At 66.8% G+C, this 20,361-nt stretch carries 20 protein-coding genes; 10 read left to right on the top strand and 10 right to left on the bottom strand.

All coding sequences use genetic code 11. The features are described from left to right. Positions 1-94 precede the first annotated feature (94 nt). From AC1VVG_RS17625 to AC1VVG_RS17615, 3 genes are all read right to left on the bottom strand, one after another. On the bottom strand, positions 95-835 hold the full coding sequence (locus AC1VVG_RS17625) for an alpha/beta fold hydrolase (protein WP_034186057.1): 741 nt from the start codon (positions 833-835) through the stop codon (positions 95-97). Next, complete coding sequence (locus AC1VVG_RS17620; RefSeq protein WP_482835952.1) at positions 832-1,638, bottom strand: DinB family protein; 807 nt, start codon at positions 1,636-1,638, stop codon at positions 832-834. Before AC1VVG_RS17620 ends, AC1VVG_RS17625 begins: the two co-directional genes overlap by 4 nt. A 105-nt stretch (positions 1,639-1,743) precedes the next feature. After that, positions 1,744-2,175 carry a YciI family protein gene (locus AC1VVG_RS17615; RefSeq protein ID WP_049035962.1) on the bottom strand — a complete coding sequence of 144 codons (432 nt, stop codon included), beginning with the start codon at positions 2,173-2,175 and terminating at the stop codon, positions 1,744-1,746. 207 nt (positions 2,176-2,382) lie between these two features. Here AC1VVG_RS17615 and AC1VVG_RS17610 point away from each other — a divergent pair, with 207 nt between their 5' ends. After that, the gene (locus AC1VVG_RS17610) at positions 2,383-2,613 is read left to right on the top strand and encodes a hypothetical protein (RefSeq protein WP_034186060.1); all 231 of its coding nucleotides are present in this window, start codon (positions 2,383-2,385) and stop codon (positions 2,611-2,613) included. A gap of 45 nt (positions 2,614-2,658) precedes the next feature. On the opposite strand, the gene AC1VVG_RS17605 is transcribed toward AC1VVG_RS17610, so the two are convergent. The 4 genes from AC1VVG_RS17605 to AC1VVG_RS17590 form a co-directional block, all read right to left on the bottom strand. Then, entirely contained in the window at positions 2,659-2,898 is a 240-nt protein-coding gene (locus AC1VVG_RS17605) for a hypothetical protein (RefSeq protein ID WP_482835951.1), read from the bottom strand. Beyond that, on the bottom strand, positions 2,895-4,319 hold the full coding sequence (locus AC1VVG_RS17600; protein WP_482835950.1) for an MFS transporter: 1,425 nt from the start codon (positions 4,317-4,319) through the stop codon (positions 2,895-2,897). The genes AC1VVG_RS17605 and AC1VVG_RS17600 overlap by 4 nt, the downstream gene beginning before the upstream one ends. Before the next feature lie 152 nt (positions 4,320-4,471). Further along, complete coding sequence (locus tag AC1VVG_RS17595; protein WP_034186063.1) at positions 4,472-5,233, bottom strand: ABC transporter permease; 762 nt, start codon at positions 5,231-5,233, stop codon at positions 4,472-4,474. Positions 5,234-5,236: 3 nt separating this feature from the next. Then, positions 5,237-6,181, bottom strand: a complete 945-nt coding sequence (locus tag AC1VVG_RS17590; RefSeq protein ID WP_473375625.1) for an ABC transporter ATP-binding protein — start codon at positions 6,179-6,181, stop codon at positions 5,237-5,239. A gap of 420 nt (positions 6,182-6,601) precedes the next feature. Here AC1VVG_RS17590 and AC1VVG_RS17585 point away from each other — a divergent pair, with 420 nt between their 5' ends. The 7 genes from AC1VVG_RS17585 (at position 6,602) to AC1VVG_RS17555 (ending at position 14,002) form a co-directional block, all read left to right on the top strand. Then, positions 6,602-6,898, top strand: coding sequence for a cupin domain-containing protein (locus tag AC1VVG_RS17585; protein WP_226227894.1), 297 nt, complete (start codon positions 6,602-6,604; stop codon positions 6,896-6,898). A 620-nt stretch (positions 6,899-7,518) separates the two neighbouring features. Then, complete coding sequence (locus AC1VVG_RS17580) at positions 7,519-9,132, top strand: DUF2957 domain-containing protein (RefSeq protein ID WP_482835949.1); 1,614 nt, start codon at positions 7,519-7,521, stop codon at positions 9,130-9,132. A 71-nt stretch (positions 9,133-9,203) separates the two neighbouring features. Beyond that, complete coding sequence (locus tag AC1VVG_RS17575; RefSeq protein WP_482835948.1) at positions 9,204-10,457, top strand: DUF2957 domain-containing protein; 1,254 nt, start codon at positions 9,204-9,206, stop codon at positions 10,455-10,457. A gap of 74 nt (positions 10,458-10,531) precedes the next feature. After that, positions 10,532-11,356: an OmpW/AlkL family protein gene (locus tag AC1VVG_RS17570; protein ID WP_034186067.1), complete on the top strand. Its 825-nt coding sequence runs from the start codon at positions 10,532-10,534 to the stop codon at positions 11,354-11,356. Positions 11,357-11,477: 121 nt separating this feature from the next. Continuing rightward, positions 11,478-11,981, top strand: a complete 504-nt coding sequence (locus AC1VVG_RS17565; protein ID WP_049035976.1) for a hypothetical protein — start codon at positions 11,478-11,480, stop codon at positions 11,979-11,981. A 186-nt stretch (positions 11,982-12,167) separates the two neighbouring features. After that, complete coding sequence (locus AC1VVG_RS17560) at positions 12,168-12,671, top strand: activator protein (protein WP_226252756.1); 504 nt, start codon at positions 12,168-12,170, stop codon at positions 12,669-12,671. Between the two features lie 209 nt (positions 12,672-12,880). Further along, entirely contained in the window at positions 12,881-14,002 is a 1,122-nt protein-coding gene (locus AC1VVG_RS17555; protein WP_059556915.1) for a hypothetical protein, read from the top strand. Between the two features lie 270 nt (positions 14,003-14,272). Here the strand turns inward: AC1VVG_RS17555 and betA are convergent, their stop codons facing one another. Genes betA through betI form a run of 3 tightly spaced genes read right to left on the bottom strand, consistent with a single transcriptional unit; the run spans position 14,273 to position 18,085 of the window. Beyond that, positions 14,273-15,973 (bottom strand): choline dehydrogenase, encoded by a 1,701-nt coding sequence (betA, locus tag AC1VVG_RS17550; RefSeq protein WP_059556914.1) that lies wholly within the window; start codon positions 15,971-15,973, stop codon positions 14,273-14,275. Positions 15,974-15,998: 25 nt separating this feature from the next. Then, on the bottom strand, positions 15,999-17,468 hold the full coding sequence (gene betB, locus AC1VVG_RS17545; protein ID WP_034186071.1) for a betaine-aldehyde dehydrogenase: 1,470 nt from the start codon (positions 17,466-17,468) through the stop codon (positions 15,999-16,001). Positions 17,469-17,500: 32 nt separating this feature from the next. After that, a complete protein-coding gene (gene betI / locus AC1VVG_RS17540) occupies positions 17,501-18,085 on the bottom strand; it encodes a transcriptional regulator BetI (RefSeq protein ID WP_034186211.1) in 585 nt (194 codons plus the stop codon). A 721-nt stretch (positions 18,086-18,806) separates the two neighbouring features. On the opposite strand from betI, the gene AC1VVG_RS17535 reads away from it, so the two are divergent. Together AC1VVG_RS17535 and AC1VVG_RS17530 are read left to right on the top strand one after the other, a co-directional pair. After that, entirely contained in the window at positions 18,807-19,709 is a 903-nt protein-coding gene (locus tag AC1VVG_RS17535) for an alpha/beta fold hydrolase (protein WP_034186072.1), read from the top strand. A 67-nt stretch (positions 19,710-19,776) separates the two neighbouring features. Next, a complete protein-coding gene (locus AC1VVG_RS17530) occupies positions 19,777-20,346 on the top strand; it encodes a methyltransferase family protein (RefSeq protein ID WP_034186073.1) in 570 nt (189 codons plus the stop codon). Positions 20,347-20,361 lie beyond the last annotated feature (15 nt).

The following is a 20,361-nucleotide window of genomic DNA, read 5'->3' as shown; positions in this document are numbered from 1 at the left end:
CGACTCGGTCCGGCGCCGGGCACCGGGAAAACCCTGTTCAGGCGACTCTAGCAACCGTGCCTTTCAGACAAATTTCGGTGAATCCTACGGGTTGTCAGGTGGGCGGCGCGGCGACGATGCGCTCGATGGCGGCGCGAAACGCATCGGGCTGCTCGGCCGCGATCAAGTGACCGCAGCCTGCGATCGTGTCGAAGCCCGCACAGCGCGCGAGCGCCCAGTCGGGCACGTGCCAGCCCGCGCGCGAGCGTTCGCCGGCGACCAGCCAGACGCCGTGACGCTCGAAGACTTGCGCGAGCGCCTGCAGGTAGCCGGGAGCGCCGGTCGTCGCGACCACCGAGCGGCCCATCGCGCGCAGCGTCGATGCCGGCTGATGCGCGAGCCAGCGGCGTGCGGCGTCGAGCTGGCTCGGCGACGGTGCGTCGATCGCGCCGCGCAGCCAGTCGAGCGGGGCGGCGCGCAGGCCGTCGAGCATCGCGTCGGCCTCGTCGGGCGTCATGCGGCCGACCGCCGCCGACCAGAACGCATCGTCGAGCGTGAAGTTGCCTTCGACGTTGACGACATGCCGCACGCATTCAGGATGTGCATGCGCGAACAGCATCGCGATCGCGCCGCCGACCGAATGGCCGACGATATCGACCGGCTGCGCGCCGAAATGCGTGGCGACGGTCCGGCGCACGTGTTCGACCTGTGCGGCAAGCGAGATCGCATCGAACGGGGTTGCGCGATGCGCGCCGTAGCCGAGCAGGTCGGGCGCGAGATGCGGGCCGTTCCATCCGCGCACGTCGAACGTGCCGATGAAACCGTGAATGAAGACGACGGGCGCGGGCTGGGTCATTCGGCGGATACGGAGGGCAGGGGCGGCAACGCGAGTTCGGCGAGCAGTTCGTCGAGTTCGAGCATGTGCGTGCGGTCGTGGTCGAGCAGTTCGCGCACGAGTTCGTCGAGCGACATCCGGCGGATCCCGTCGCGCAGCCCGCAGCGCGCGCGTTGCGACGGTTCCAGCGCGGCGGCCGTGGCGCACAGCGCGGCGCGACCCGATCGGAATGCGTCGACCGCGGGGGCGAGCGGCTGCGCAAGATAGTCGCGCTGCGCGGCGAGGGCGGTACCGTCGACCGACTCGATCACGGGCAATTCGGCCGTACGCACGACGTAGATGCGCTCGGCGAACACGGCGTCGAGGTCGCGCAGGTGGTACGCGTGTTCGACGAGCGAGAAGCCGGTACCGGTCGGGCGGCGCGTGCGCAGCGCGACCGGCACCCGCGCGGCATACGCGGCGAGCCGGTCGGGCATGCGGGCCAGCGCGGCGACGACGTCGGCGAGCGGCAGCCGCCGCGGAAACGGGCTGAACACCGCACCGTAGCTGAACAGCGCGCCGCCGAGCCGCCCGCGCGCCTGCACGACCTCGTGACCGTGACGGCGCATGACTTCCGCGACCATCGCGCCGCAGAACTGGCGAGCCGTCGTGTCCGCTTCGATTTCGGGGAATTTGCGCGCGATCTCGTCCTGGATCGCGCCGATCGCGGCGACGCCGACGCGCGACAGCGCCGCGAACTCGAGATAGCGCTCGGGCTGTTCGATCAACGCTTCGAGCTGGGCGCCGAGCGCGGTCGTGCGGAAACGGTCGAAACGGGAATGCATGACGAACGGGTTTCGATTGGTAACGTATCAAAACGATACGTTACCAATCGGGTGCTCGTCAACCGGCGTCTCCGGACACGCGCGAGGCGCGTGCCCGCCTGCTGCTCAGGACTTTTGCCGCGCGTCGACTTCCGCGCGCATCCGCGCTTCCTGTTCCTTCAGTTCGGGGGTGAACGCGTCGCCGAAATCCTCGGCTTCGAACAGCGGGCGGATCTCGATGTCGGAGTCGCCCGGCATCGGGTTCGGGCAGCGCTTCACCCATTCGACGGCTTCTTCCATCGATTTCACCTGCCATAGCCAGTAGCCGGCGACGAGTTCCTTCGTTTCGGCGAACGGGCCGTCGACGACGGAGCGATGCGTGCCGGAGAAATGCACACGCTTGCCGTGGCTGCTGGGGCGCAGCCCGTCCGCGTCGAGGAGGATGCCGGCCTTGACCAGTTCCTCATTGAAGCGGCCCATTTCGGCCATGCTTTCGGTGTCGGGCATCCGGCCGGACTCGGAATCGGCGGTGGCTTTGACGATGACCAGGACGCGCATTGTCGTATCTCCTGAAAAATGAATGGGGGAACCGCCGGCCGCATCGACGGCAAAACGATCGGTTACGACAACACGACGTACGAGAAGGACGCGTATCGACAGCGCGCGCGAAGAATTTTCCGCGAAGGGCGAACTGGCGGCCGCCGCCGCGGAGCGCATCACCAAAACTGGTATGCTGATCTTCACCACGTTGACGCGGAGGGTGCCATGGCTGCTAAGGAAGTCTCGAAGAAGAAGTACCTGAAGATCCTGAACAAGCGCCTGCGTGCGGAACCGGCCGCGCCGGCCGGCGCGTCGTTTGTGTTTTTCCCGCTGGGTGCGAAGGCGAAGCACGCGACCGGTGTCGTGTCCGGCGACACGCGCAGCAAGCGCGAACTGGCCGTGATGGCCGCGGTCCAGCGCAAGGCGGCCGAAGAGTTCGTCGTCGCCGGTGCCTGACCGGCACCGGCCGCACCCTCATCGTTGAATTGCCGCCTCCGCGGCTTACGCGGCGGCGGCTTCGCAGTGCGCGATCGTCGCGCCGGGTATCGGCAGGAAGAGGCCGAGATCGGGTGCCGGGATCCGCCGCGGCGCGTTCGCCACGTGCGCGAGCGACGGCAGGTCGTCCGGGCGCCGGATCGATTCGAGGATGACCGGCCACGGGCGCGAAGCCTGATGGCTGACGCAGCGGCCGGGAACGGCGCTGAACGCGTTCCCGGCCTGAAAGCGAACCCCGGCGATCACGACACCTTATCCGCCGCCGCCGCCGGATACCGGCCGCTGCCCCCGGCCGCGTCGCCGGCCGCCAGTTGTTCCAGCGCGAGGCCCTTCGTCTCGATCCCGAGCGTCCACACGGCGATCGCCGCCGCGACGAACGACAGCGCGCCGAGCGTGAACACGCCGCCCTGGCCGAAGATCGGCAGCACGACACCGACCACGTAAGGCCCGATCAGCGAACCGACGCGTCCGATCGCCGACGCGAAGCCCGACCCCGTCGCGCGCGCGCCGGTGCCGTACAGTTCGGGCGTGTACGTGTACAGCGCGGCACACATCCCGAACAGGAAGAACTGCATCGCGAGGCCCGTGACGATCAGCAGCGTCGTGCTGCCGCCGTACAGCGCGCTCTGGCCGTAGGCATACGCCATCGCGCCGCCGCCGATCAGCGACGCGATGCAGGTCGGCTTGCGCCCCCAGCGCTCGACGAGCCATGCGGCGCACAGGAACCCCGGCACGCCGCCCAGCGAGATCAGTACCGTATAGAACACCGATTTCGTGACTTCGAAGCCGGCTTGCTGCAGCAGGGCGCCGAGCCACGACGTGAGGCCGTAGAAACCGAGCAGCGCGAAGAACCACAGCAGCCACACCATCACCGTGCGGCGACGGTACACGCCGCTCCAGATCTCGCGCAGCGCGCCGTGGCCGCGTGCGACGACCGGTTCCGCGAGTCGCGACGGCGGCGGCAGCGTCGTGACGCCGGCCGAGCGCATCACTTTCGCCTCGATCGCGTGCATCACCGTGTCGGCTTCCGCGTGCCGGCCCGCGTGCTCGAGCCAGCGCGGCGATTCGGGCACGATGCGGCGCACGACGAGCACGAACACCGCGGGAATCGCGAGCAGCGCGAACACGGTGCGCCAGCCGAACTGCGGCAGCACGAAGTACGCGACGACGCCGGCCGTGATGAAGCCGAGCGGCCAGAAGCCGTCCATCAGCGCGATCAGGCGGCCGCGCTTCTCGGTCGGCACGAACTCGGACAGCAGCGTCTGCGCGACCGGGAATTCCATGCCCATCCCGATGCCGAGCAGCACGCGGTAGACGATCAGCGCGTCGACGCTCTGCGCGGTCGAGCACAGGTACGACGCGGCACCCCACAGCACCATGCTCCACTGGAACACGGGCCGGCGGCCGAAGCGGTCGGCGAGCAGGCCGGCGACGGCCGCGCCGAGCACCATCCCGAAGAAGCTCGCGCTCGCGACGAGGCCGGCGGCCGCGGTCGACAGCCCGAACTCCTTGCGGATCGAGCCGAGCACGAACGTCATCGTGCCGAGGTCGACCGAGTCGAAGAAGAACGCGATCGCGATGATGAAGAAGATGCGCTTGTGATAGCCGGAGAACGGCAGGCGTTCGAGCCGGGCGGCGGCGGAGACGGGAGCGGTGGCGGCGGGCATGGCGTCCTCTGAAATGAAAAAGGGGCCGCGCAGCGCATGCTCCAGGGCCCCGATGCTTCACGTTCAGTAGACGCGACCACAAACTGCCGCATCAGAGGAAAAACGCCGCCTGCTTGCCCAAATGCGTCATCGGCGGCGCATGCCACGTCGATTCAATTCTTCAGCTTGTAGCCGGTGCGGAACATCCACGCGACGATCGCGAGCAGGATCACGAGGAACAGCCCGGTCGCGGCGAGGCTGATCCACACGTGCACGTCGGCCAGCCCGTAGAACGACCAGCGGAAACCGCTGATCAGGTAGACGATCGGGTTGAACAGCGTGACGACGCGCCATGCGGGCGGCAGCATGTCGACCGAGTAGAAGCTGCCGCCGAGGAACGTGAGCGGCGTGATGATCAGCAACGGCACGAGCTGCAGCTTCTCGAAGCTGTCGGCCCAGATGCCGATCACGAAGCCGAACAGGCTGAACGTGATCGCCGTCAGCACGAGGAACAGCACCATCCAGAACGGATGCAGGATGTGCAGCGGCACGAACAGGCCGGCCGTGGCGAGGATGATCACGCCGAGCAGCATCGACTTCGACGCGGCCGCGCCGACGTAGGCGATCACGATCTCCCAGTACGACACGGGCGCGGACAGGATCTCGTAGATCGTGCCGGTGAAGCGCGGGAAGTAGATGCCGAACGATGCGTTCGAGATGCTCTGCGACAGCAGCGACAGCATCACGAGCCCCGGCACGATGAACGACCCGTAGCCGATCCCGTTCACGTCGCTGATGCGCGAGCCGATCGCGGAGCCGAACACGACGAAATACAGCGACGTCGAGATCACCGGCGCGATGATGCTCTGCATCAGCGTGCGGCGCGTGCGGGCCATTTCTGCGCGGTAGATCGCGCGGATTCCATGCCAGTTCATGCGTCAGGCTCCTTGCACGCCGTTGCGGCGGTTGTCGATCAGGCTGACGAAGATATCCTCGAGCGAACTCTGCGTCGTGTGCAGGTCGCGAAAGCCGATGCCGGCCGAGCCGAGCGCGCTGATCAGTTTCGCGATGCTCGCGTCGTCGCGCTGCGAGTCGTACGTGTAGACGAGCGCGGCGCCGTCGTCCGCGCGTTCGAGCCCGAACGGCGCGAGCGCGGGCGGCACCTCCGCGAGCGGGTGCTCGAGTTGCACGGTCAGCTGCTTCTTGCCGAGCTTGCGCATCAGCTCGCGTTTTTCCTCGACGAGCACGAGCTCGCCGCCGAGGATGATGCCGATCCGGTCGGCCATCTCTTCGGCTTCCTCGATGTAGTGCGTGGTCAGCAGGATCGTCACGCCGCTTTCGCGCAGCGAATCGACGAGCTTCCACATGTCGCGGCGCAACTCGACGTCGACGCCGGCCGTCGGCTCGTCGAGGAACAGGATGCGCGGCTCGTGCGACAGCGCCTTCGCGATCATCACGCGGCGCTTCATGCCGCCCGACAGCGTCATCAGCTTGTTGTCGCGCTTGTCCCACAGCGACAACGCCTTCAGCGTCTTCTCGATATACGCGGGATCGGGCGCCTTGCCGAACAGCCCGCGGCTGAACGACACGGTCGCCCAGACGCTTTCGAACGCGTCGGTGGTCAGCTCCTGCGGCACGAGGCCGATCATTTCGCGGGCCGCGCGGTATTGATCGCGGATGTCGTGACCGCCGACCGTCACGCGGCCTTCGGTCGGCGTGACGATGCCGCAGATCGAGCCGATCAGCGTGGTCTTGCCGGCGCCGTTCGGCCCGAGCAGCGCGAAGATCTCGCCGGGGCGGATGTCGAGGGTCACGTGCTTCAGCGCCTGGAAGCCGGACGCGTAAGTCTTGGAGAGGTCGGAGACGGAAAGGATCGGTTGCATGCTCACGGATGGTACGGCCGGCCGGCGCGACGCCGCGCCGCGCGTGCCCGGCGTCGTCGCCGCTGCGAAGCGGCCGGGACCGGGGACGGCATGGCGGTCGGGCGTCATGTCGAACGACGTTGTGGTGCGGGATCGCAGGACCGCCATATTAGCAATCGGTAGATCGAAATGCATTCCGGTGGAAAGGCCGCGTATTGCCGGCGCCGGATTTGCATGAATCGGCCGTACTTCGATCAGCAAATACGTGCTTTATTTGAATTGAGCGAACAATTTGCCGCATTTCTCATGATTCCCGCCGCGACCGTGGTTCCGCCGTTGCGGCACGTCGACTGTGCTGCCGGAAGACCCTTGCGCCGTACCGGGACGGCACGCATCGCGCTCGCGATAATGCGTTCCTTTCATCGTTCATGGAGCGGGCGCATGTCTTTGGTCGATTTCAAGTCCGTGGCCGCCGCGCAGGCCGCCGCATGGAAATCCACGATCGTCGGCGAGGTCGGGCCGGCCCGGATCAAGGTGCTGCGCATGGATGCGCAGCCGTACGACGCGGAAGTGCACGACTACAACGAGGGGCTGCTGGTGCTCGACGGCACGCTGATGCTCGAGGTTGACGGTGGGACGGTGGTGGTCGGGGCCGGGCAGATGTATCTCGCGCGCGCCGGGATACGTCACGCGGTGCTGCCCGGCAGCCACGGCACGCTCGCGATCATCGACGTATGAGGTTGCGCCGCAACATGCGTGCGGGCCGCTGAAGGCCGCCTGGCCTGGCTCGGCGCGGATTGCGCGAGTGCCGTTCAAACGCGTGTTCCACAGCCCGGGTATTTGTCTGAGCAAATAAAATGAAGGCTGTTTGAAAATCTGTTAAATACCGTGTAAACGCTAGGATCGCGCGGGTTCATTCGTTTGGAACTCTGCATCCATTTACTTGTTTGAATGGTCCGATCATAGTCTCGACAAACGACGCATCACGATAACGAATCAAGCGTACGTATGGAGACCACACCATGAGACGCCCATCCGCGGGGCCAGCCGGACTGCCGTTTCCCGATTTTTCGCTGCATGCAGGCGCGACGCAGGTCGCGTGCCTGCGTCGTCACCTCGCCGTGTAGCGCGGCGAACCACTTTCCGTTCCGATCGTTCCGACGGCGCCGTGCCGCATGACGGCGCTGCGGGACCGCGCTTGTCTGCCGCCGCGGCGTGGGCCGCACATGCCTGACCGGCATCGCGGCCGTCTGGCGCGCATTGTCATGCGCCGCGCGTTCGGGCGGCGGCGCGATACCAACCGGCGGGCCATGCAGCCTGGCCGGACGAGACTTGTCGCACCTCAAAAGGAGGGGTTGATGATTTGCATTCCTGAATGGCGGAAGACGATCCTGTCGTGCGCGGTGCTGGTGCTGCCGTTCGTCGCCGGTTGCGGCGGCGGCGACGATCCGGGGCCGATCAACGTGCCGCAGTGCTCGGGCAGCGCCTGCGGGCCGAGCGGCGCCGAAACGACGCCGCCCGTCGTGGCGAAGCTGTGTCCGGACGCGCTCGATTACACGACGACGTATACGGGCGGCGCCGGCAGCGGCGAGTACGTGAAGGTGAAGTTCGACACGACGAAGCTCACCTACCAGATGCAGTTCATCGAATCGTCGGTGCCGACGTCGGCAGGGCAAGTCAACAACACGCGCGCGGGCCTGACGATCAGCGGCGCGTTCCATCATCCGACCAACCTCCCGACGGCCGAGCAGAACCGCTGCGCGTTCGTGCTCGACAGCGGCGCGACGAGCGACGGCGCGTATGCGGTGACGATCAATCGCGCCGATCCGCCGATGCTGTTCGTCGGCAATGGTGTCGTGGGCGGCGGGATTCCGGGGGCGACGATCGCGTTCAAGGGCATCGACCTCGGCGCTCCGTTGCCCATCGGCTACGTGCCGTCGCGCACGTTCGATTTCTATCCGTTCATTGGCTTCATCGAAACGGAAACCGATTTTTCGAAGGTCGCGGGCAATTACAACGAGGTAGGCATCCATCTGTCGCCGCTCGGCGGAGGCGGGCAGAGCGCGCCCGGGCCAATCGGCTGGGAACCGGACGTCGTCAACTGGAACCAGACGCTCAATGCGGACGGTTCGTGCACGATCACCCCGGGCAGCGACTACTCGTGCCAGACGACCGGGACGCCGTGGACGCTGCGCAAGAATGCGGACGGGTCGGCCGACAACGTGTTCGTGAGCAACGGGTTGCCGAACGCGTTTGGCGTGCTCTCGTATCCGATCGCGGGGCAGGGGTCGTCGCTCATCCTTCTTGCGTCGAGCCAGGCCAAAGGCATCATGATCGTCGGCAAGCTGAATGGCGTACGGATACCGGTCGTGATTCGCGTCGGCTACACGTATGTCGATGCGACCAATCTGCTCGCCTCCGTCGCCGATGCCGAAGTCGGTATCTCGATGCTGTCGTCGACCACCGCGATCGCCGCGAATTCGCTGAAAGGCGGCTACATCGGCGCGACCAGCGCCTCCGCCTGCGGCATCGTGACGTCTCCCGGCACGACGACCTTCTTCCCGACGGCGGGCCCGAGCTTCAATCCGAACGTGCCGCATCCGGAGCTGCCCGGCAGTTTCGTCAACGGCACCTTCCTGACGGAAGCGGGCACCTGCAACGACGGTACCGCCGTGTCGACGCTGGCTGCGAACTATACGTCCACGCTGTTCCAGGGCAATACCGCGGCATTCATCGATCCGCAGACGTCGTCGGTCTCCTCGCAGTTCGCGCTCGACTATACGCAGGCCACGCCCGGCAAGATCAAGGTGACCGCCACGCAGGACTTCAACGCGAAGGGCGCGAACGGCAACGTGGCGATCTTCAGCAAGGGCGACACCGGCTGGCTCGTGACGGCCGGCAACGTCTACGCGATGGTCGTCAACAACAACAAGGTCAACCCGTTCTTCACGGTCGGCGCGTTCGTCCAGTAACCCTGCATTGAACACGTAACACCGGCGGCGCATGCGTCGCCGCCGGCGAATCGAATTTCAAGAGGATTCCTATGAATGTGAAGCAATGGATGGCCGCGGCATCGCTCGCGCCCGTGCTGGCCGCATGCGGCGGCGACGGCGACCCGCCGCCCGCACCGGTGGTCCGGCTGTGTCCGCAGACGATCGACTACAACACGGTATTCATCGGCGGGTCGGGGTCGGGCGAGCTCGTGAAGGTGCAGCTCGACACGACGAAGATGACGTACCGGATGACCTACCTCGCGTCGCCGGTGCCGACCACCACCGGCACCGTGCAGCCGACGCGCGACACGGCGCCCGCCAATGTGGTCGACGGCACGCTGGCCGACGAAACGGGGCTGCCGACGGTGAAGCTGAACCAGTGCACGTTCCGGATGCAGAACGCGAGCCTCGACCCGAGCCGGCCCGCGCGGCTGTTCCTCGGCGAAGGCGTGCTGGGCGGCGCGATTCCCGGCGCGACGATCCAGTTCGACGGCGTGATCGGCGTCGGCAAGATCCCGAAGACGACGTTCCCGTATTACCCGTTCATCAGCTTCTCGTCGCTGGAAACCGACCTGACGAAGATCGCCGGCACGTACAACCAGCTCGGCTATCACCAGGTGCCGTCGCAGAACTTCCAGCCGGTGGCGCTCGACCAGAAGGTGACGATCAACGCGGACGGCAGTTATACGGAAACCGACAACTTCGGCAAGAAGAACGGCGGGTTGCCGCTCGCGTCGAGCGCGACCGTGAACCAGCCGTTCACGCTGCGCCCCGATGCGCCGGCGTTCCAGTCGCTCAACTACCAGCCGCAGGTTCCGCCGACGCTCGCCGCGCTCGATCCGGCGAAGGCCGGCAAGGGGATCCTGATCGTCGGCAAGCTGCGCAACCAGCTCGTGCCGATCTTCATCCGCACCGGCGCCGCGAACGCGGACCTCACGCAAGGCCCGCCGAGCGCGGACGACGAATCGGGCATCTCGTTCCTGAGCCCGCAGACGGCGATCGCGCAGGGCTCGCAGGACGGCGAGTACACGGGCGTCGACAGCGCGTTCAACTACCGCGCGACCGCGCTCGTCGGCGCGCAGGCCACGCTGCTCGATCCGTTCAACGCGTCGCAGGCCGCGCTCACGCGCGCGCTGAACCTCGACTACACGCAGAAGGTGCCGGGCGTCGTGACGACCGTGCACGCGGATGCGGCGTCGGGGCCGGCAACCGGCAAGTTCGTGTTCACCGGCGGCGTGTTCGGGTTCCTCGACATGGCCGATACGAGCAACCCGTACTTCACGGTCGGCGCGTTCGTGCAGTGACGCACGCCTGGATGGAGACACGGTGGCGCCGCGCGCGGATGCGCGGCGCCCCGACAGAACGAGGGGGAGACTTCATGAAGAAGCTGATTGTCGCGGGTGTCGCCGCAGTCGCGTCGACGCTCGCATCGGCCCAGCAGGCGGGCGACAACGTCGCGACGCTGGGCTGGCTGCACATCATGCCGCAGGATTCGACCAACGGGTTGACGACGAATCTCGCGAGCATGCCGATCAACGGGCCGCTGCGCCTGCCGGGCTCGTTCACGTCGCCGGGCACGAGCCTGACGGTCAACAATGCCGATACGGTCGGCCTCACGCTCACGCACTTCTTCACCGACCACATCGCGGTGACGTCGGTGCTCGGCGTGCCGCCCGAATTCACGCTGACCGGCCACGGCGTGATCAAGCCGCCGGGCCCGGCCGGCGCGCTCGGCAACGTCGACATGGACAAGTCGGCGAACCAGCCGGCCGTGAAGAACGCGCGGCAGTGGAGCCCGACGATCATCCTGCAGTACTACTTCAATGCGCCGACGGCGAAGTTCCGCCCGTTCGTCGGGATCGGCGTGGCCTACAGCTGGTTCAGCAACATCGAACTGAACGGCAACTTCGCGAAGGACATCAACGAGAACCTCGGCAGCGTGCTCGCGGCCGGCGCCGGCAAGCCGGGCGCGACGTCGGTGGAGGGCAAGGCGTCGTCATCGTTCACGCCGGTCTACAACGTCGGCGCGAGCTATGCGATCGACAAGCACTGGGGGCTGACGGCGACGCTGACCTATATGCCGCTGAAGACCTACTCGTCGCTCGTGATCAAGGCGGCCGACGGCTCGACGCTCGCGACCACGCGCACGCGGCTGAAGGCCGATCCGCTGATCACGTTCGTCGGGATTTCCTACAAGTTCTGAGCCGACCGGCGCGCATGACGCGTGCCGGCGGTTTCCTGCGCCCGGCTGGCCGGATCGTTCCGGCCGGAAGGTCGCGTTCCTGGCGGCGTGCCGCCATTTGTGAAGAGAGGGGGCAGTTCAAATGAGCATTCGCAAAATCGTATCGCTTGTTGCTGCAGTGGCTTTCACCGCGGTTTCGGCCGCGCCTGTTTTCGCCGTCACCGTTTCGCGTGCCGACGGCCAGCCGATGAATCCGAACGGCGAGCCGTTCTCGGCGTCGGGGCTGACGGCGCTGGCCAAGGGGTCGATCAACGCGAACTGCAACGCGACCTTCAACGGCACGATCACGTCGACCGGCATCGTCAACATCACGTCGACGACGTTCTCGGGCGGCGCGACGTGCGGCCTGATCAGCGGCAGCGCGAGCAGCACGTCGCCGTGGACGGGCCAGGCCGACAGCACGACGCAGTTGTCGATCAACAACGTGAAGGTGAACGTCACGTTGCTCGGTACCTGCGGGCCGAGCAAGGTCGTGACGGCGTGGAGCGATTCGAACTCGTCGCTGACCTTCGACAAGTCCGCGCTGACGCCGGATTGCACGGTGAGCGGCACGGTCGCCACGTCGCCGAAGTTCCACGTGCAGTAAACGCCGGGCGATCGAAGCGGAACCCGCCGCGCACGAGGGCCGTGCGGCATGTGCGGCGGGTTTCCGCGGCTTCGATGGGTTCGTGCCGTCGCGCGTATCGGCGCGGCGGCCGGATTCATTCGGCGGCGCGGTCGTTTCTGCCGGTGTGCCGCCATTCATATCAAAAAAAGAGAGAGGGCAATGCAGATGAACATTCGTCCAATCGCATCGCTTGTCGCTGCCGTGGTATTCACCGCGGTTTTGGCCGCGCCCGCCTTTGCCGTGACGGTTTCTCGCGCGGACGGTCAGCCGATGAATCCGAACGGCGAACCGTTCTCCGCGACGGGAATGACCACGCTCGGCAAGAAGGCGATCAACACCAACTGCGCGGTGACGTTCAACGGAACGATCACGCCGGCGGGCGTGATCCGCATCACGTCGGCGCAGTTCGGCGGAGGCAACTGGTGCCCGCTGATCAGCAGTACGGCGAGCAGCGCCGCGCCGTGGACGGGGCAGGTGGACAGCGCGACGCAGCTGTCGATCAACGATGCGCAGGTGACCTTCACGCTGCTGGGTTCTTGCGGTCCCGACAAGCTCGTGGCGGCGTGGAACGATTCGAACGCGTCGCTGACCTTCAACCAGGCCGAATGGGCGCCGGACTGCAGGTTGGCCGGCACGCTCGTCGCGTCGCCGAAGCTCCACGTGCAGTAACCGTCGCGGAGCGCCAGCCGTGCGCGAGGATCGTGCGGTTCGCACGCGGCCATGTTCGCTTCCTCGATGTATTCGCGTCGTCGCGCTTATCCGCGTGCCGGCCGAGCCGCCCGTGTCGCGATCCGGCATGGGCGGGCCCGCGGGGCGGGCGTGACGTACTGCGCTTCCCCGATTCGATCGAAACAAAACGATTCCAATTGGCCGGAACCATGCTTACCGATCCAGCAAAGTATGGCGATGCCCGCGACGCCACGCCCGACCGGCTGCGCACCGCCGCGTGGCTGCAATACCTGATCGACCATCTCGACACGGCGTCCTGCACGATGACCGCGCGCGATGCCGGCGACACGGCCGTCGCCGCGTCGTACACGACGCGCGCGGGAACCGGCGCGCGCCTGTCGCGCGAAGCGGCGGCCGCGCTCCACCGGCTCGTCCCGTGGAGCGCGTCGGACGGCGGCGGCTGCGCGTGCGACCCGGCCGATCCGCTCGGCGCGTGCTCGCATGTGCCTTCCGTCCGTCAACTCGCTGAGGCCGAACGTTGCTGCCCGGGCTCGCGTGCCGTATTCGACTCCGCGCACGGCGTGATCGAGGTGTGCGCATTCGACGATCCCGACATCGGCTGGGCCGCGCTCGAACGCATTGCCGGCGGCGTCGAACGCCACGGCGAAGACGCGCGAGAACGCGTCGCGAACCCACCTGACGGGCCGCGCGAGATGCCGCCTGCGAAGAACCCGAGAGAAAGGCTGACCGCTATCGCGGCAGCGAACGGAGAAACGCCGACCCACCCCGGTGCCGTCATCGACGCGATCGTGCTGCGCGCATGCGGCCCGCGAGACGACGCGGCGCGCATCGACGAGATGGCCGCGCTCGCGATGTTCTCGGCCGGGCTCGCGGCCGGCAACGGCGTGTCGGTTCAGGCGTACGGCGGGCAGCACAATCTCGTCGCGCGGGCGATCCGTACGCATCGCGCCGATCTCGCGTCGATGGACGGGCTGCTTGCCGCGCTCGCCGTTTGCCGGCTCGATCGACTCGTCGGCGCGGGCAGCTTCTGGGCCTGCTACCTGCTGGCGGGCATCGCGATCGCCGCACCGGATACGGTGCGGGAAATCGGCGGTCGCTTCCACGGCGACACCTGGCAGGCGTGGCTCGACCACGTGCTCGCGTGGCCGGCGGTCAGCCGCTTCGGGCCGACGGAGGATGTCGCGTTCGACCGCCTGCGCGACGCGATGAGCCTGACGTCGCGCTGGAATCCGATCGTCCGCGGCAAGCGGGTGCGCACGCGGGGCGTGACGATTTCCCGCTCAGGCGAAGACGGGAGCAAGGCCGGCTGACGGGGGGCTTGGCCTGGATGAAACGGCCGGCACCGCCTCGCGCGCAGGCGCTCGCCCCGGGGCGACATCCCGGGCCGCGTTGGCACGTGCGGGCGCGGCGTCGCGCCATCGGCAGCGTCGTGCAACCGCAGGCCTGCCGCGCCGACCGGCCGCGCAACGCCTCGGTTCCGCGCTCCATCGACCGGACGCAGTATGTGATGCCGCCGACCATCGCGATCGGCGGCGTTTCATCAGGACACCATCCAGGTTCGGGCAGCGCGCCCGCCGTCGTCAGACCGTCTCGGGCTGCCGCACGGCCTTCGCGACGTTTCTCGCCATCGCGCCGTTCGCGACGAAGTAAGGGACGTCGACCCGCGCGAGCGGCTGGCGGCCGCGGATCTTGTCGGCAATCTTCTCGGCGATCATGATCGTCGGCGCGTTCAGGTTGCCGGTCGTGATGATCGGCATGATCGACGCATCGACCACACGCAGCCCTTCGAGCCCGTGGACGCGGCCTTCTTCATCGACCACGGCCATGTCGTCGTAACCCATCTTGCACGAGCACGACGGATGGAACGCGGTCTCCGCGCGGGCGCGCACGAACGCGTCGAGTTCCTTATCGCTCTTGCAGTCGGCACCCGGGTTCAGCTCGCGGCCGCGATAGCGGTCGAGCGCGGGCTGGCGCATGATCTCGCGCGTCGCGCGGATCGCGTCGCGGAACTCGCGCCAGTCGAGCGCTTCGGCCATGTAGTTGAACAGGATGCTCGGATGGTCGTTCGGGTCGCGCGAGCGCAGCTTCACGCGGCCGCGGCTCGGCGAGCGCATCGAGCCGACGTGCGCCTGGAAGCCGTGCATCTCGATCGCGTTCGAGCCGTTGTAGTTGATCGCCACCGGCAGGAAGTGATACTGGATGTTCGGCCAGAGGTCGTCGTCGCGCGTGCGGATGAAGCCGCCCGCCTCGAAGTGGTTGCTCGCGCCGAGGCCCGTGCCGTTCAGCATCCATTCGAGGCCGATCTTCGGCTGGTTCCACCACTTGAGCGCCGGGTACAGCGAGACGGGCTCCTTGCACTCGTACTGGATGTACATCTCCAGGTGGTCCTGCAGGTTCTGGCCGACACCCGGCAGGTCGAGCACGACGGGGATGTCCAGTTCCTTCAGCCACGCGCCGGGGCCGACGCCCGAGCGTTGCAGCAGCTGCGGCGACGCGATCGCGCCGCTGCACACGAGCACTTCGCGGCGTGCATGCGCGCTCGCGCGCTCGCTGCCGCGCAGGTACGTGACGCCCGACGCGCGCTTGCCGTCGAACAGGATGCGGTCGGCGAGCGCATGCGTGACGATCTCGAGGTTCGGCCGCACCTTCGCCTGGTCGAGGTAGCCGCGCGCGGTGCTCGCGCGGCGGCCCTTCGGCGTGACCGTGCGGTCCATCGGGCCGAAGCCTTCCTGCTGGTAACCGTTCAGGTCGTCGGTGCGCGGATAGCCGGCCTGCACACCCGCATCGACCATCGCCTCGAACAGCGGGTTCACGCCCGGCTTGCTGGTCGTGACCGACACGGGGCCGCTGCCGCCGTGATAGTCGTTCGGGCCGACGTCGCGCGTCTCGGCTTTCTTGAAGTACGGCAGGCAGTCGAGATACGTCCAGTTCTCGAGGCCCTTGTGCGTCGACCAGTTGTCGTAGTCGAGCGCGTTGCCGCGGATGTAGCACATCCCGTTGATCAGCGACGAGCCGCCGAGCCCCTTGCCGCGGCCGCATTCCATCCGGCGGTTGTCCATGTGCGGCTCGGGGTCGGTCTCGTACGCCCAGTTGTAGCGGCGGCCCTGCAGCGGGTAGGCGAGGGCGGCCGGCATCTGCGTGCGGAAGTCGAAGCGGTAGTCGGGGCCACCGGCTTCGAGCAGCAGCACCGTGACGTCCGGATCTTCCGTCAGGCGCGTTGCGAGCACGTTGCCCGCGGAACCGGCGCCGCAGATGATGTAGTCGTATTCGCGTGTCGTCATGACGGTCAATCTCCTTTCGTGATCCTCAAAACACCGGGTTGTAGCGGCCGAGCTCGACCTGCACCGACTTGATTCGAGTGTAGTGCTCGAGCGTCGTGATGCCGTTCTCGCGTCCGACACCGGATTGCTTGTATCCGCCAACCGGCATTTCGGCCGGCGATTCGCCCCACGTGTTGATCCAGCAGATGCCGGCTTCGAGGCGATGGATCGTGCGGTGCGCGCGCGACAGGTTCTCGGTCACGACGCCGGCCGCGAGGCCGTAGTGCGTGTCGTTCGCGCGGGCGATCACTTCGTCTTCCGATTCGAAATCGAGGATGCTCATCACCGGCCCGAAGATTTCCTCGCGCACGATCCTCATGTCGTCGCGGCAATCGCCGAACACGGTCGGCGCGACGTACTGGCCGTTCGCGAAGTGGCCGTCGGTCAGGCGGGTGCCGCCCGCGAGCAGCTTCGCGCCTTCGGCCTTGCCGCTCTCGATGAAGCCGAGCACCTTGTCGAGCTGCGCGGCCGACACGAGCGGGCCGAAGTTGGTGTCGGCATCGGTCGGCTTGCCGACGCGGATGCGCTTCACGCGTTCGAGCACCTTTTGCGTGAACGCATCCTTGATCGAGCGGTGCACGAACACGCGCGTGCCGTTCGTGCAGACCTGGCCCGAGCTGAAGAAGTTGGCGGTCACGGCGATGTCGGCCGCACGATCGAGGTCCGCATCGTCGAACACGATCAGCGGCGACTTGCCGCCGAGTTCCATCGTCACTTCCTTCAGCGACGACGCGCCGGCCAGCGACATCACTTTCTTGCCCGTCTCGACGCCGCCCGTGAACGACACCTTCGCGATGTCCGGGTGGCCCGTCAGCAGCGCGCCGACCGAGCCGTCGCCCTGCACGACGTTGAACACGCCGGCCGGCACGCCGGCTTCCGTATAGATTTCCGCGAGCTTCAGCGCGGTCAGCGGCGTGACCTCGCTCGGCTTGAACACCATCGCATTGCCGGCCGCGAGCGCGGGCGCGGTCTTCCAGCACGCGATCTGGATCGGGTAGTTCCACGCGCCGATGCCCGCGCACACGCCCAGCGGCTCGCGGCGCGTGTAGACGAACGACTCGGCGCGCAGCGGCACCTGCAGCCCCTCGATCGCGGTCGCGAGGCCCGCGTAGTACTCGATCACGTCCGCGCCGGTGACGATGTCGACCGCGAGCGTCTCGCCGATCGGCTTGCCGGTGTCGCGCGTTTCGATCGCCGCGAGTTCGTCGTTGCGTTCGCGCAGCAGGTCGACCGCGCGGCGCAGGATGCGCGAGCGCTGCATCGCGGTCATCGCGGCCCATTCGCGCTGGCCTTCCTGCGCGGACGCGACGGCGCGCTCGACGTCGGCCGCGCTTGCCTGCTGCACCTGGGCGAGCAGTTCGCCGGTGGCGGGATCGAAGGTGTCGAAAGTCTTGCCGCTCGTGGCGTCGACGTAACCGCCGCCGATGTAGAGGCGCTGCAAACCGTATACGGACATGAGGATCTCCTGGTAGGCGACTGCGTGACGCGTCAGGCGGACGCGAGCAGCAGGTCGATGTAATCGTGGGCGAGCTTCAGTGCAGCCCGGGTGTCGATCGGGCCGCCGGCGAGCGCGCCGCGCAGCCACAGGCCGTCGATCAGCGCGGCGAGGCCGCTGGCGGCTTCGCGCGCTTTCGTGCGCGGCAAGGCCTTCGCGAACTCGGCGCACAGGTTCGAATGGAGGCGCCGCGTGTTGACGTGCTGCAGGCGCTTGAGCATCGGGTCGTGCATGCTCTGCGACCAGAACGCGAGCCACGTCTTCATCACGGGGGCGCTGACCTGCGTATCGTCGAAGTTCGCGGCGACGATCGCGCGCAGCCGCGAACGCGGATCCTTGCGCGCGGCCGTGCGGCGGCGCGTGGTGGCCGACCACAGGTCGCGCAGCACGTGCCGCATCGTCGCTTCGAGCAGGCCGTCCTTGTCGCCGAAGTAGTGGCTGACGATGCCCGTCGAGATGTTCGCGCGTTGCGCGACCGAGGCGAGCGTCGTGCCGGGCAGGCCCGCTTCGTCGATCGAGCGCAGCGTGGCATCGATCAACTGCGCGCGACGGATCTCCCGCATTCCGACTTTCGGCATCGCGACTCCCTTCGCCCGGACGGGGCCGTTCATGGAAGTCGAAAGCTTAGCGGTTTTTTATTGATCGTTCAATCAACAAAAAATCGGGGTCCGACGGCGAAACAGCACGCCGCGACGGGTGCCGCGTCGCCTCCGCGGTCATGTGCGGGTGCGGAAAAATGCATTGAAAGAAGGTTAATTAAATTGAAATCTGTTTAAAACGGATTCCGAAAAGATGACGCAATGCGAGGGAAAATTTCCACTTCCGGTGCATTACAAAACGAAAGAGTGTCGAAATATGTAAGATTATTCGCAATGTGAAATCGTCAATTCGGATCGTGAATGTGTGCGGCTTTCATGAAATCGTTTTAATCAGGCGATTAAAACATAATATGTATTTGAATTAAAACAATAATATCGATTTTTGAGCGCTTCTCCAGATTGCTCGCAAACGATTGCGTCCGCCCGCGTGGAGAATCCGCATACCATAGAAATTGACGAAAAAATTTGAATCATGGGCATTTTCTAACAGAGTAGAGGGGATCGTTGGAATGACTTGAGTAAGTAATATCGACCGTATTAGTATGGCGCCGCACCATCAGGAATCAATGAGCGCCGCCGGCATTTGCCGCGGTGCGTCGGCAATGGGCGCGATGACGGATCGCGCACGGGGCCGTCACCTGTCATTGCGCACCTGCAGCATGCCGCGACGTCGAGACGCCGCATCCACCGGAGAACGACGATGCCGACCGAAAAACACGTGGTCCCGCTACCGAATGGCCTGAAGGTCTATGTCGAACGGAACGTGTTCGACCCGGCGTTCGACACCGCGATGCTCGTCAACGGCGCGCTCGCGACGACGGCGTCGTTCGGGCAGACCGTCCAGTACCTCGGCGAGCGGATGAACACGATCTGCTTCGACCTGCCGTATGCGGGCCAGTCGCGTCAGTACAACCCGGGTTGCTGCATCCTGACCAAGGACGACGAAGCCGCGATCCTCCAGTACCTGGTCGAGCATTTCGCGCCGGCGTTCCTCGTGTCGGTGTCGTGGGGCGGCGTCGCGTCGCTGTTCGCGCTCGCGCGCGGCTGCCCGAGCGTGCGTCGCGCGGCGATCTGCTCGTTCTCGCCGTTCCTGAACGACGCGATGGTCGACTACGTGACGCGTGCCCGCGATCACATCGCGGCCGGCGAGAACCTGAAGGCCGCGCAGCTGCTGAACGACACCGTCGGCCGCTACCTGCCGCGCATCATGAAGCTGTACAACTACCGGTATCTCACGCGCCTGCCGCGCGACGAGCAGGACCAGGTCGCGTTCCACGTCGACCAGATTCTGTCGCTGCGGCCCGAGCGCTACTTCAGCGAGTTCTCGAACATCGGCTGCGAGCTGCTGTTCCTGAACGGCGAGCGCGACGAATACACGACGCCGGCCGACGTGCGCCAGCTCGGCGCGCACGTGTCGCGCGCACGGTTCGCGACGGTGCCGGACGCCGGCCATTTCCTCGACATCGAAGGCCGCGCGCAGCGCGAATGCACGCGCACGGCGCTGCTCGAGTTCTTCTGCGGCGAGGCGAGCGTCGCGGCCGGCATGGCGCGCGCCGCCGCGCATGCGTGCGTGCCCGCGCCGATGCACGCGCTGTCGTCGTGACGCCAACCGTCGTGCACCGGGTTCGCCCCGCACATCCGAATTCCCATCCCAACGAGGCAGGCCAGCCGTGAATATCGTTCAGACCATCGCCATCGTCGTTCCGTGGGCCGCATGGCTCGCTTACTGGATCGCCACGTCGCAGGGCGTGAAGACGACCGTGCGCAAGGAAGCGTCGCGCTCGCGCACGCTGCAGTCGATTCCGCTGATCGTCGGCGGCGCGCTGATCATCCTGCCCGATCCGTCGTGGCAGGCGCTCGTGCCCGACTGGCAGCGCTTCGGGCTGCAGGCGCAGTGCGGGCTTGCGGTGCTGGCGGCCGGTCTGTTGTTCTCGGTGTGGGCGCGGTTGCATCTCGGCACCAACTGGAGCGTGTCGGTCACGCTGAAGGAGAACCACGAGCTCGTCCGCACGGGGCCGTACGCGTTGGTGCGCCACCCGATCTATACGGGCTGCCTGGTCGCGCTCGCCGGCGCCGCGCTGATCGGCGGCGAATGGCGCGGCGCGGTCGGCGTGCTGCTCGTGTTCGCGTCGCTCGCGTACAAGGTGCGCGTCGAGGAGAGCTGGCTCACCGGTCATTTCGGGCCGGCGTACACGCAGTACCGCCGCGAAGTGGCGGCGCTGATCCCCGGTTTCTACTGACCTCCGCGAGGCGCG

It is taken from the genome of Burkholderia sp. L-4 (assembly GCF_056856535.1).
This window is presented reverse-complemented; position numbering and strand designations above follow the sequence as displayed.